This window comes from Curtobacterium sp. MMLR14_010, from assembly GCF_001865015.1.
In the GTDB taxonomy this organism is placed as follows: Bacteria; Actinomycetota; Actinomycetes; order Actinomycetales; family Microbacteriaceae; genus Curtobacterium.
Genome location: NZ_MJGV01000057.1, coordinates 65,921 through 77,839, shown reverse-complemented (window position 1 = coordinate 77,839; position 11,919 = coordinate 65,921). Strand labels below are relative to the sequence as shown.

Sequence of the window (11,919 nt, the reverse complement as noted above, 5' to 3'; positions counted from 1 at the left end):
GACATCGGTACCGTGGTGGTGTGAGCGAGACGGACGTGGCCGTGGCCCGGGCGCAGGTCGACGGCGGCGTGCGGCTCCGGCTCGACGTCGCGTACGACGGCGCCGCGTTCTCCGGGTGGGCCAGGCAGCCGGGGCTCCGGACCGTGCAGGGCGCGCTCGAGACCGCGCTCGCCACCGTCTTCACCCGCTGGGGCTCGCCGCCGCTGCTGACCGTCGCGGGGCGCACCGACGCCGGGGTGCACGCCGTGGGGCAGGTCGCGCACCTCGACCTCGACGCTGCGCAGTGGGCGGCGCTGGCACGGCCACGGCGGACCGCGGCTGACGGCGGCGGACGGGACGGCGGCGGAGGCGGGCGCGACGGCAGCGGGCGCGATCCGCTCGACGGGCTCGTGAAGCGCGTCAACGGCATCGCCGGGGTCGACGGCGACGTGCTCGTCACGCGGGCGTCGATCGCGCCCGACGGGTTCGACGCCCGGTTCTCCCCGCTCTGGCGGCGCTACCAGTACCGGGTCGCGGACGTCGACGCCCCCCGTGATCCACGGCGTCGTGGGCACACGCTCTGGTACCCGGGGCGTCTCGACCCGGCAGCGATGGAGCGCGGTGCGCTGACGTTGTTGGGGCTGCACGACTTCGCGGCGTTCTGCAAGCCGCGCGAGGGGGCGACGACCATCAGGACGCTCCAGGAGTTCCGCTGGGACCGCGAGCCGGACGGCGTGCTGGTGGCGAGCCTCCAGGCCGATGCCTTCTGTCACTCCATGGTGCGCGCGATGGTGGGGGCGACCATCGCCGTCGGTGAGGGCCGCTTCGGGCCGGAGCGGCTCGAGGAGCTGCGCGTGGCGGGGGAGCGGACCAGCGCGTTCAAGGTGGCACCGGCGAAGGGGCTCACGCTGACCGAGGTGGGCTACCCGGCGGACGCGGAGCTCGCGGCGCGGGCGGACCAGACGCGTGCCCGGCGTTCTGTCGACGGGACCTCGGCTACCGTCGAGGGATGAGCTCCCGCGAACCCCGGTCCGTCGTCTCCGTCGCCCCCGGTGTCGTCTTCGTCGAGGGGCCCGTCTCGAACTGGGTCGTGCTGGCGGAGGAGGACGGCGTCGCCCTGATCGACGCCGGCTACCCGGCCGACAGCGACCTCGTGCTCGACACCGTGCGCTACGCCGGACACGACCTCGGCGACCTGCGCCGCATCTACGTCACGCACGGGCACGTCGACCACGTCGGTGGCATCCCCGGGATCCTCGAGCGCCACCCGCACGTCGAGGTGCTCGCGCACGCCGCCGAGCTCGACAACGTCCGCGGGCCCGACCGGCAGCAGGTGACCCCGGCGGAGATCGGCGGACGGCTGGCTTCCGCGCGGGTGCTCCGCTGGCTCGGCCGGGCGATCCGCTCCGAGGCCCTGCGGCCGACGACCGTGCCCAGCGCCAGGGCCTTCACCGGGGCGGACTTCGAGGGCCGGGCGATCACGCCGTTCCCCGCCGAGGGGCACACGGCCGGGTCCACCGCGTACCTGCTGCCCGCCGCCGACGCGATCGTCACCGGGGACGCGGTCGTCTCCCACCACGACACACAGCCGGCGTCGTGGACCCCGCGGCCGCGGATGATCACGCCCTTCTTCACGGCGGACCAGGCGACGGCGCTCGAGTCGGCGCGGGCGCTGCCGATCCCCGAGATCGTGCTGCCGGGGCACGGGCCGGCGGTGCACCGGGTGGGGCGGGAGTGGGTGGCGGTCGGGTCGTGAGGCGCAGTTCTGTACTGAACGGCAATATGCTGGTCGGATGACTGACGACGTCCCGACTGAGTCCGATGCGATGCGGACGGTGATCGTCGCGGTGCTCGTGGTGGTGGCGACGCTCGCTCTCCTCACGGTGGGTGTCGCAACACCGACGCGGCCGCCTGTGGCCCTGATTGCAGGCGGCGTCGCTGTCGTCACCGGAGGGCTGTCCCTGGTCGGCGCGCGCAAGCGGGGCAACCTCCTCGGTTGGTACGCGATGACGCTCGGGGTCATGGGGCTGCGGGCACTCACCGGGTCGTGAGGCGCAGTAGACCGAAGGGTTCACCTCGCCGAAACCTGAACGCCTCCGCAGATCGGTAGCGTGCGAGGGTCCACGACCCCGCACCGAAGGTCCGCATGCCCCAGCACATCCGTCGCACCCTGCTGTGCGCCACGGTCGCCGCGACACTCCTCGCCGCACCACTCGTCTCCGCCACCACCGCCTCGGCTGACCCCGCCGGCACCGGCCTCGTCATCCGCGAGGCCTACCTCAAGGGCGGCAGCGCCGGCGCGCCCTTCAACCACAAGTTCGTCGAGATCGGCAACCCGACGGCTGCGCCCGTCTCGGTCACGGGGTGGTCGCTGCAGTACCGGTCCGCAACGAGCACCGGCGCGTTCAGCACGAGTGCGCTGGAGGGCACCGTGCCCGCCGGTGGCACGTTCCTGGTGTCGATGGCGGGGAACGGCTCCGCTCCCGTCGGCGCCGACCTCCCCACGCCCGACGACGAGGCGAGCCTCAACCCGTCCGGCACGACGGGGACGCTCGTCCTCGCGGACCGCACGACGGCGCTGACCCTGCCCGCCGGCGCGGTGGCGACCGGCACGCCCGGCGTCGTCGACCTGCTCGGCTACGGCGCGTCGAACACCTTCGAGGGGGCAGTGCGCTCCGTCGACGGCGGGAACCCCGTGCCGAACGCCCTCGTGCGAGCGGGCACGACCGACACCGACGTCAACGCCACGGACTTCTCGAACACCACGACGCCGACCCCGACGAACGCCGCGGGGCAGACGGCAGGCGGGGGCACGACCCCGACCGACCCGACGCCACCGGCCGACCCTGGGCCAGCCGAGGCGGTCACGATCGCGCAGCTCCAGGGCACGACGGACACCTCGCCGTACGCGGGGAGGAACGTCGTCACGTCGGGCGTCGTCACCGCGGTGTACGCCACCGGCGGCTTCAGCGGCTACACGATCCAGACCCCTGGCACTGGCGGCGCGGTCGACCTGACCACGCACACCGCGTCGGACGCCGTCTTCGTCTACTCGTCCGCGACGGCGTCGTCCGTCACGGCGGGCCAGCACGTCGAGGTCACCGGCGCCGTGTCCGAGTTCAACGGCCTGACCGAGCTCACGGTGTCCAGCGCGGCCGGACTGCGCACGCTGTCCGACACCGTGCCCGCCCCGCAGGCCGCGGCCGTCGCCTTCCCGCGGACGGACGCGCAGCGCGAGTCGCTCGAGAGCATGCTCGTTGCACCGCAGGGCGCGTACACCGTCGCCGACAACTACACGACGAACCAGTACGGCGAGGTCGTCCTGGCCTCCGGCACGGAGCGCCTCGTGCAGCCGACCGAGGTCGCGCGCCCCGGCACTCCGGCGGCAGCGGCGGTCGCCGCCGACAACGCCGCCCGGAAGGTCACGCTCGACGACGGTGCCAGCACCAACTTCCTGACGAAGGCCAACCAGGGCATCCCGGTGTCGTGGCTGACGCAGGGCCCCGTCACCGTCGGGGCCGCCGCCACGTTCGACGAGCCGGTCGTGCTCGACTACCGCAACAACGCCTGGAAGTTCCAGCCGACCGCGCCCGTCACCGGTGCGACGCCGGCGGCCGACCTGCCCGTCGCGTTCTCGGACGTGCGCACCGCGAAGCCCCAGGACGTCGGCGGAGACCTGACGCTCGCCGGCTTCAACGTGCTGAACTACTTCCCCACGACGGGCGACGAGCTCACCGGCTGCACGTACTACACCGACCGCGATGGCGACCCCGTCACGGTGAACTCCGGCTGCGACGCCCGTGGTGCGGCCGAGCAGGAGGACCTCGAGCGCCAGCAGGTCAAGATCGTGAAGGCGATCAACGGCCTCGGCGCCGACGTCGTCTCGCTCGAGGAGATCGAGAACTCGGCACGCTTCGGCCAGCCGCGGGACACCGCGGTCGCGACCCTCGTCGGGGCGCTGAACGCCGCGACCGGTGCCGACACGTGGGCGTACGTCCCGTCCCCGGCCGTCGTGCCGGCGAGCGAGGACGTCATCCGCCTCGCCCTCATCTACAAGAAGGGCCGCGTCGCCCCCACCGGAGCGTCGACGATCCTGCAGGACCCCGCGTTCACGAACGCCCGGCAGCCCGTCGCCGACGCCTTCCGTCCGGTCGGCGGCTCCGCGGACGACGAGTTCCTGGTGATCGCGAACCACTTCAAGTCCAAGGGCTCCGGCACCGGTGCGAACGCGGACCAGGGCGACGGCCAGGGTGCGTCGAACGCCGACCGCGTCGCGCAGGCGAACGCCCTGGTGACGTTCTCCACCGCCATGCAGACGCAGTACGGCACGGACAAGGTCTTCATGCTCGGCGACTTCAACGCCTACAGCAAGGAGGACCCGATGGTGGTCCTCGGTGACGCCGGGTACACCGACCTGGGGCCGACGCGGGACGCCGACGAGTGGTCGTACGTCTTCAGCGGCCTGAGCGGGTCGCTCGACCACGTGCTCGCCTCGCCCGCCGCGCTCGAGGACGTCACCGGCGTGGACATCTGGAACATCAACTCGGTCGAGTCGGTGGGCCTGGAGTACAGCCGCTACAACTACAACGCGACGAACCTCTACACGGACGACGTGTACCGCGCGAGCGACCACGACCCGATCCTGGTCGGCATCGACCTGCCAGGCATCGGTGGGACGACGCCTCCTGGTGACGGGACGACGCCGCCGGGTGACGGTGGGACTCCGATCCCGACGCCGACGCCGGTCCCGACCCCTGCCCCGCAGCCCGGCGACTCGACCGCGGCCATCGCCGTCGACGGGCCGCTCCGTGTCGGAGCCTCGTTCCACCTGACCGGCACCGGCTTCGCGGCCGGCGAGCGGACCACGGTGGCGCTGCACTCCGAGCCGGTCGCGCTCGGCACGCTGACCGCTGACGCCTCCGGTCGCCTGTCCGGCACGTTCACGGTCCCGTCGTCGGTCACCGCCGGCACGCACACCCTGGTGGTGACCGGCCCGACGACGGGCACGGTGACCCTGGTCGTCACGGTGGACCCCGCCGCGGGCACCGCCCCGGCGCTCGCGTTCACCGGTGCGGAGCTGACCGGCGGCATCGTCGCAGCGCTGCTGCTCCTGGCAGCGGGCGCCGGCCTGCTCGTGGTGCGCCGACGTCGCCTGGCTCGCGCCGCGTAGTCCACGCGACCACGACCGGACGGGAGGCTCCCCACCGGTCACAGCCGGCCCGCCGCTGGCGCGTCGGTCCGGAACCGGCCGGCGTGGGCCCAGGTGCCAGCTGGCACCGAGCCTCCCGTCCGGTTCTTCCCACCCCGCTCGCGATGGAAGGCGAGATCGCGCGTTGCAGGTCGGAGATCCTGACCCGCAACGCGCGATTCCGCTTGCTGCGCGCGATTCCGCTTGCGGGGGAGCGGGAGCGGGGCGCGGGGAGAGGGCGGGCGGGGCGCGGTGCGCGCGTGCGTTTGACCCGCGCGAGTCGTGTCCGGTAGGCTCTCACCTTGGTCTGCGCGCCGTTGTGCGCCAGACAGTCAGATGAGCCCTCCACCGGGGCGTTCAGCGGGTGTCGCCCGCCAGAACACCCCACCGGAGCGGGATTCACGGACTCCTCACCTCGACACGAAAGCAGCACTCCTGTGACTCGCACGTTCTCACCGAAGCCGGCAGACGTCCAGCACGACTGGCTCGTCATCGACGCCACCGACGTCGTCCTCGGCCGTCTCGCCTCGCACGTCGCCGCCCTGCTCCGCGGCAAGCACAAGGCCACCTTCGCCCAGCACATGGACATGGGTGACTTCGTCATCATCGTGAACGCGGACAAGGTCGCCCTGACCGGTTCCAAGCTCGCCAAGAAGATCTACTACCGCCACTCGGGCTACCCGGGCGGCCTCACGGCGACCTCCTACCCGGAGATGCTCGAGAAGCACCCGACCCGCGCCGTCGAGAAGGCGATCCGCGGCATGCTCCCGAAGAACTCGCTGGGCCGCGAGCAGCTCAAGAAGCTCAAGGTGTACGCGGGCCCCGAGCACCCCCACGCCGCGCAGCAGCCCAAGACGTACATCTTCGACCAGGTCTCGCAGTAACCAGCGGCCACGACGACTTCCAAGGACTAGAGAAAACTCATGGCTCAGATCGCTGACTCCCTCGACCAGACCCCGGAGAGCTTCACCACGGAGAGCGCACCCGCCGCTGCCGAGGCCGCTCCCCGTCAGATCCTCAACGTCTCCGGCGGTGCCGTCGGGCGCCGCAAGGAGGCCATTGCCCGCGTGCGCCTCGTCCCCGGCTCCGGCACCTTCGTGGTGAACGGCCGCACGCTCGAGGACTACTTCCCGAACAAGCTGCACCAGCAGCTCATCAACGACCCGTTCAAGATCCTCGAGCTCCTCGGCTCGTACGACGTCGTGGCCCGCGTCACCGGTGGTGGCCCCTCCGGCCAGGCCGGCGCCGTCCGCCTCGCCATCGCGCGCACCCTGAACGAGATCGACCGCGAGAACAACCGCGCGGCCCTCAAGAAGGCCGGCTTCCTCACCCGTGATGCCCGCGTCATCGAGCGCAAGAAGGCCGGTCTCAAGAAGGCCCGCAAGGCGTCGCAGTTCTCGAAGCGCTGATCCACTGACGTCGGAGGACACCATGCCGCGTCTGTTCGGTACCGACGGCGTTCGTGGCCTCGCCAACGGCGAGTTGACGGCCGCGCTCGCACTGGGTCTTGCCCAGGCGAGCGCGGCCGTGCTCACGCACGGACATCATGCCGACGCCCGACGGGCGTCCGGCCGACGGCGCCCCCGCGCCGTCCTGGCGCGCGACCCGCGCGTCTCCGGTGAGTTCCTGGGTTCCGCGGTCGCGGCCGGGCTCGCCAGCGCTGGTGTCGACGTCCTCGACGCCGGTGTGATCCCCACCCCGGCCGCCGCCTTCCTGGTGGCCGACATCGACGCCGACTTCGGCGTGATGATCTCCGCGTCGCACAACCCGGCGCCGGACAACGGCATCAAGTTCTTCGCCGCGGGCGGGCGCAAGCTCCCCGACGAGGTCGAGGACCGCATCGAAGCCGCGATGCACGACCAGTCGGCACCGACCCCCACCGGCATCGACGTCGGGCGGATCACCCGCTTCGCCGACGCCGAAGACCGCTACGTCGTCCACCTGCTCGGCACGCTCCCGCACCGGCTCGACGGCATCCACGTCGTGCTCGACTGCGCCAACGGGGCCGCCGCGGGTGTCTCGCCCGAGGTCTTCGTGAACGCCGGGGCCAAGGTCACGCTCATCGGCGCCGACCCCGACGGCTGGAACATCAACGACGGCGTCGGGTCGACCCACATCGACAACCTCGCACGTGCCGTGCTCGAAGCCGGTGCCGACGTCGGGATCGCCCACGACGGCGACGCCGACCGGTGCCTGGCCGTGGACGCCGCCGGCAACGCGATCGACGGCGACCAGATCATGGCGATCCTCGCCCTGTCGCTGCAGGAGCGCGGCCGGTTGAAGGACGACACCCTCGTCGCGACGGTCATGTCGAACCTCGGGCTCAAGCGGGCCATGGCCGACGCGGGCATCACGATGATCGAGGCCGGCGTGGGCGACCGCTACGTGCTCGAGAAGATGAACGAGGGCGGCTACTCGCTGGGCGGCGAGCAGTCCGGCCACATCATCTTCCAGGAGTACGCCACGACCGGCGACGGCATCCTCACCGGGCTGCACCTCGTCGCCGAGATGGCACGGACGGGCAAGACGCTGCAGGAGCTCGCGTCGTGCATGACCGTGTTCCCGCAGGTGCTGCTCAACGTGCGCGGGGTCGACCGCCACGGGCTGGCCGACCAGGGCGTGCAGGACGCCGTCGCCGCGGCCACCGCGTCACTCGGTGACACCGGCCGCGTGCTGCTGCGTCCGTCGGGCACTGAGCCCGTCGTGCGTGTGATGGTCGAGGCCGCCTCGCAGGAGACCGCTCAGCGCGTCGCCGAGGAGCTGGCCGCGGTCGTGTCGGAGCGCCTGGCGCTCGACGCCGCGTAGGGGCTGCGTCGGCCGGACCGGCCGGTCGCCCGCTGGCTGCACGTCCGCAAGACACCGGTGTTCGTGCTTCGCGCCGCGGGAAGCCCCGGCGCGAACGACGAACACCGGTGTTTTGCTGCCCCGCCGGGGCCCGCCCCGCCGGCGCGTCAGATCTTGCGGAGCAGGACCGAGCTGACCTTGTGGTTGGGGCCCTTCTTCAGCACGAGGGTCGCCCGGGAGCGCGTCGGCAGCACGTTCTCGACCAGGTTCGGCTCGTTGATCGCATGCCAGACCTCGGTCGCGGTGCGGACGGCGTCCTCGCGCGACAGGCTCGCGAACCGGTGGAAGAACGAGTCAGGGCTCGAGAACGCCTCTTCCTGCAGCGCGAGGAAGCGGTCGACGTACCAGGACTCGATGTCGCGGGTCTTCGCGTCGACGTAGATGGTGAAGTCGAAGAGGTCGGACAGCGCCAGTCGCCCGTGCAGCGGCGGCGCGAGCACGTTCAGGCCCTCGACGATGAGGATGTCCGGCTGTCGGACGACGATCTCGGCGTCCTCGACGATGTCGTAGACCAGGTGCGAGTAGTACGGCGCCCGGACCTCCGCCGCTCCGCTCTTCACCTGGCTGACGAAGCGCAGCAGGGCCCGGCGGTCGTAGGACTCCGGGAAGCCCTTCCGGTCCATGATCCCGCGGCGCTCGAGCTCCGCGTTCGGGTACAGGAAGCCGTCCGTCGTGACGAGCTCGACCCGGGGGGTGTCCGGCCAGCGCTTCGTCAGCTCGCGGAGCAGTCGGGCGACGGTGGACTTGCCGACCGCAACGGAGCCGGCCACCCCGATGACGAACGGCGTGCGCCGGGCACGCTCCCCGAGGAAGCGACTGGTCTCGGCGTGCAGGTCCTTCGCCCCGGCGGCGTACAGCGTCAGCAGGCGGGAGAGGGGGAGGTAGACCTCCTGCACCTCCTGCATGTCGAGGCGGTCACCCAGGCCCCGGAGCTGGACGATCTCCGTCTCGGTCAGGGACAGGTGCTCCTTGGGAGCGAGCTGCGACCACTCCGCGCGCGGGATCTCCACGAAGGGGGAGGGGTGCGCGACGGTGGTCTCCGTGATCGGCATGGCTCCGAGCGTACAGACGGGAGGCCCTGATCACGTGAGCCGACCGGCTCACGTGATCCGGGCCTCCCGTCTGGACCGTCGGCGCGCGCCGGGCGCGACCGCTCAGGCGGGCAGGGCCGCCTCGATGGCCGCGATGACCTCCGGTGCGTCCGGCTTCGTGGTCGGGCGGAAGCGCGAGACGGTGCCGTCCGGCGCGACGAGGAACTTCTCGAAGTTCCAGATCACGCGACCGGCCTTGCCGCCGGCGTCCGGCGTCTGCTTCAGCTCCTTGTAGAGCGGGTGGGCGCCCATGCCGTTGACCTTGACCTTCTCCGACATCGGGAAGGTGACACCCCACGTGGCGGAGCAGTACTCGTCGATCGCTTCGGCGGAACCGAGCTCCTGCAGGAACTGGTTGCTGGGGAAGCCGAGGACCGTGAAGCCGCGCGGGCCGTAGGTCTTCTGGAGCTCCTCGAGCTGCTCGTACTGGGGCGCGAGACCGCAGCGCGACGCCACGTTCACGACGAGCACCGCCTTGTCCCCGAACGCCCCGAAGGTGGTCTGCTCGCCGCGCAGGGTGGTGATGGCGATCTCGTCGAAACGTCCCATGGACCGAAAGCTAGTCGTCCAGGTCGAGATCGGCCTGACGACGGACGAACTCCCCCATGTTCGGCACGGTGAAGGCGACGCGGCCCCGCTCGGGCGAGTAGACGATCCCCTTCGCGATCAAGGACTGCCGCGCGGGGCTCGTCGCCTTCGGCTCCACGCCGAGACGACTCGCGACCACCGCTGTTCCCGACACCCCGGACGGATCGTCCGACATCGCGACGAGGTACTGCCGCTCGACGCGGGTGGCGCGGTCCCACCGCGCCGGGAAGAACCCGCTGTCGAGTTCGGCGTTGCCCCGGTCGATGGCTGCCTACGGCTGTCTACGTTCCAGCGTAGACATGTGGAGAAAGTCGAAGAGACCCCGTGGTCTGCTCCTTCGCAGGGAGCGGACTCCGCCACATCGTAGGATCGTCGCCATGTGTGGAATCGTCGGCTACGTCGGCAGCAACAGCAGCACGGACGTGCTCCTCGGTGGTCTCCGTCGGCTCGAGTACCGCGGGTACGACTCCGCCGGGATCGCGGTCATCGACCCCGCTGGGGACATCACCTCGGCGAAGAAGGCCGGCAAGCTCCAGGCCCTCGTCGACGAGCTCGACGCACGGCCGATCCCCGACGGCGGCACCGGCATCGGCCACACCCGGTGGGCGACCCACGGCGGCCCGACCGACGAGAACGCGCACCCGCACCTCGCCGACGGCGGCAAGCTCGCGCTCATCCACAACGGCATCATCGAGAACTTCTCCGCGCTGCGTGCCGAGCTGACCGACGAGGGCGTCGAGTTCCTCAGCGAGACCGACTCCGAGGTCGCCGCGCACCTGGTCGCCCGGGCGTTCCGCGAGACCGGCGACCTGACCACTGCCATGCAGCAGGCCGTGCAGCGACTCGACGGCGCCTTCACGCTCCTCGTCGTGCACGCCGACCAGCCCGGTGTCGTCGTCGGCGCCCGACGGAACTCGCCCCTCGTGGTGGGTCTCGGCGACGGCGAGAACTTCATGGGCTCGGACGTCGCCGCGTTCGTCGCGTACACGCAGCGCGCGCTGTCGATCGGCCAGGACGAGATCGCCACGATCCGCCCCGACGGCGTCGACGTCATCCACTTCGACGGCACCCCCGCCACCCCGAGCGAGTTCGAGGTGAACTGGGACGCCTCGGCCGCCGACAAGGGCGGCTGGTCCTCGTTCATGGCGAAGGAGATCAGCGAGGAGCCGGAGGCCGTCGCGAAGACCATCCTCGGCCGCGTGCACGAGGGCGCGGTCACCCTGACCGACCTCGACCCGATCGCCGACCGCCTGCAGCAGGTCGACCGCGTCGTCGTCATCGCCTGCGGCACCGCGGCCTACGCCGGCATGCTCGGCAAGTACGCCATCGAGCAGTGGGCACGCGTGCCCGTCGAGGTCGAGCTCGCCCACGAGTTCCGGTACCGCGACCCGGTGCTGAACGACCGCACGCTCGTCGTCTCGATCAGCCAGTCCGGCGAGACGATGGACACGCTCATGGCCGTGAAGTACGCCAGGGAGCAGGGCGCGCAGGTCCTCTCGATCTGCAACACCCAGGGCGCCACGATCCCGCGTGAGTCCGACGCGGTGATCTACACCCACGCCGGGCCCGAGGTCGCGGTGGCGTCGACGAAGGCGTTCCTCGCGCAGGGCGTCGCGCTGTACCTGCTGGGGCTGCACCTCGCCACGCTCCGCGGCACGCTGACGACCGAGCAGGTGGCCGAGCAGGTCGCCGAGCTCGAAGGCCTGCCCGCCAAGCTGCAGCAGACGATCGAGGACGCCTCCGGGGTCGCCGAGCTGGCGAAGTGGATGGCCGACACCCGCAGCGTCCTGTTCCTCGGCCGCCACGTCGGGTACCCGATCGCGCTCGAGGGCGCGCTCAAGCTCAAGGAGCTCGCGTACATCCACGCGGAGGGCTTCGCGGCGGGCGAGCTCAAGCACGGCCCGATCGCGCTCATCGAGCCGGGGCAGATCGTCTTCGTGATCGTGCCGTCGCCGCGTGACGCCCGCTCGCTGCACCCGAAGGTCGTGTCGAACATCCAGGAGATCCGCGCTCGCGGCGCCCGGGTGATCGCGATCGCCGAGGAGGGCGACGCCGCGGTGCTGCCCTTCGCCGACGAGGTCCTCCGGATCCCGCTCGCGACGCCGTTGTTCGAGCCGCTGCTGGCCGTCGCGCCGCTGCACATGTTCGGCATGGAGCTGGCAGCCGCGAAGGGGCTCGACGTGGACCAGCCGCGCAACCTCGCGAAGTCGGTCACCGTCGAGTAGTCGG

The 11,919-nt window shown here is 71.5% G+C and carries 11 protein-coding genes; 8 read left to right on the top strand and 3 right to left on the bottom strand.

Features of this window, described 5'->3' with window-relative positions; all coding sequences use genetic code 11:
- The first annotated feature begins 20 nt into the window (after positions 1 to 20).
- From BIU98_RS12955 to glmM, 7 genes are all read left to right on the top strand, one after another.
- Positions 21 to 992, top strand: coding sequence for a tRNA pseudouridine(38-40) synthase TruA (locus BIU98_RS12955; RefSeq protein WP_254787900.1), 972 nt, complete (start codon positions 21 to 23; stop codon positions 990 to 992).
- Positions 989 to 1,735 carry an MBL fold metallo-hydrolase gene (locus BIU98_RS12950; RefSeq protein ID WP_071276685.1) on the top strand — a complete coding sequence of 249 codons (747 nt, stop codon included), beginning with the start codon at positions 989 to 991 and terminating at the stop codon, positions 1,733 to 1,735. Before BIU98_RS12955 ends, BIU98_RS12950 begins: the two co-directional genes overlap by 4 nt.
- 37 nt (positions 1,736 to 1,772) lie before the next feature.
- Positions 1,773 to 2,030: a hypothetical protein gene (locus BIU98_RS12945; RefSeq protein ID WP_071276683.1), complete on the top strand. Its 258-nt coding sequence runs from the start codon at positions 1,773 to 1,775 to the stop codon at positions 2,028 to 2,030.
- A gap of 95 nt (positions 2,031 to 2,125) precedes the next feature.
- Positions 2,126 to 5,149 (top strand): ExeM/NucH family extracellular endonuclease, encoded by a 3,024-nt coding sequence (locus BIU98_RS12940; protein ID WP_071276681.1) that lies wholly within the window; start codon positions 2,126 to 2,128, stop codon positions 5,147 to 5,149.
- Between the two features lie 455 nt (positions 5,150 to 5,604).
- Positions 5,605 to 6,051, top strand: coding sequence for a 50S ribosomal protein L13 (gene rplM / locus BIU98_RS12935; RefSeq protein ID WP_071276679.1), 447 nt, complete (start codon positions 5,605 to 5,607; stop codon positions 6,049 to 6,051).
- A 39-nt stretch (positions 6,052 to 6,090) separates the two neighbouring features.
- Positions 6,091 to 6,576, top strand: coding sequence for a 30S ribosomal protein S9 (gene rpsI, locus BIU98_RS12930; RefSeq protein WP_071276677.1), 486 nt, complete (start codon positions 6,091 to 6,093; stop codon positions 6,574 to 6,576).
- 22 nt (positions 6,577 to 6,598) lie between these two features.
- Positions 6,599 to 7,972, top strand: coding sequence for a phosphoglucosamine mutase (glmM, locus tag BIU98_RS12925; protein ID WP_071276675.1), 1,374 nt, complete (start codon positions 6,599 to 6,601; stop codon positions 7,970 to 7,972).
- Positions 7,973 to 8,118: 146 nt separating this feature from the next.
- On the opposite strand, the gene coaA is transcribed toward glmM, so the two are convergent.
- The 3 genes from coaA to BIU98_RS18985 all read right to left on the bottom strand — a co-directional run bounded on the left by coaA (position 8,119) and on the right by BIU98_RS18985 (position 9,865).
- Positions 8,119 to 9,063: a type I pantothenate kinase gene (gene coaA, locus BIU98_RS12920; protein ID WP_071276673.1), complete on the bottom strand. Its 945-nt coding sequence runs from the start codon at positions 9,061 to 9,063 to the stop codon at positions 8,119 to 8,121.
- A gap of 102 nt (positions 9,064 to 9,165) precedes the next feature.
- A complete protein-coding gene (locus tag BIU98_RS12915) occupies positions 9,166 to 9,651 on the bottom strand; it encodes a glutathione peroxidase (protein WP_071276671.1) in 486 nt (161 codons plus the stop codon).
- A 10-nt stretch (positions 9,652 to 9,661) separates the two neighbouring features.
- Positions 9,662 to 9,865 carry a hypothetical protein gene (locus tag BIU98_RS18985; protein ID WP_139200726.1) on the bottom strand — a complete coding sequence of 68 codons (204 nt, stop codon included), beginning with the start codon at positions 9,863 to 9,865 and terminating at the stop codon, positions 9,662 to 9,664.
- 202 nt (positions 9,866 to 10,067) lie between these two features.
- Here BIU98_RS18985 and glmS point away from each other — a divergent pair, with 202 nt between their 5' ends.
- Positions 10,068 to 11,915, top strand: a complete 1,848-nt coding sequence (glmS, locus tag BIU98_RS12910; protein ID WP_071276669.1) for a glutamine--fructose-6-phosphate transaminase (isomerizing) — start codon at positions 10,068 to 10,070, stop codon at positions 11,913 to 11,915.
- The last annotated feature ends 4 nt before the right edge of the window (positions 11,916 to 11,919 follow it).

What these genes read in the sequence shown, in the direction of transcription:
- BIU98_RS12950 (WP_071276685.1), top strand. Translation starts at nt 989, where the DNA reads ATGAGCTCCCGCGAACCCCGGTCCGTCGTCTCCGTCGCCCCCGGTGTC.
- BIU98_RS12945 (WP_071276683.1), top strand. Translation starts at nt 1,773, where the DNA reads ATGACTGACGACGTCCCGACTGAGTCCGATGCGATGCGGACGGTGATC.
- BIU98_RS12940 (WP_071276681.1), top strand. Translation starts at nt 2,126, where the DNA reads ATGCCCCAGCACATCCGTCGCACCCTGCTGTGCGCCACGGTCGCCGCG.
- rpsI (WP_071276677.1), top strand. Translation starts at nt 6,091, where the DNA reads ATGGCTCAGATCGCTGACTCCCTCGACCAGACCCCGGAGAGCTTCACC.
- glmM (WP_071276675.1), top strand. Translation starts at nt 6,599, where the DNA reads ATGCCGCGTCTGTTCGGTACCGACGGCGTTCGTGGCCTCGCCAACGGC.
- coaA (WP_071276673.1), bottom strand. Translation starts at nt 9,063, where the DNA reads ATGCCGATCACGGAGACCACCGTCGCGCACCCCTCCCCCTTCGTGGAG.
- BIU98_RS12915 (WP_071276671.1), bottom strand. Translation starts at nt 9,651, where the DNA reads ATGGGACGTTTCGACGAGATCGCCATCACCACCCTGCGCGGCGAGCAG.
- BIU98_RS18985 (WP_139200726.1), bottom strand. Translation starts at nt 9,865, where the DNA reads ATGTCGGACGATCCGTCCGGGGTGTCGGGAACAGCGGTGGTCGCGAGT.
- glmS (WP_071276669.1), top strand. Translation starts at nt 10,068, where the DNA reads ATGTGTGGAATCGTCGGCTACGTCGGCAGCAACAGCAGCACGGACGTG.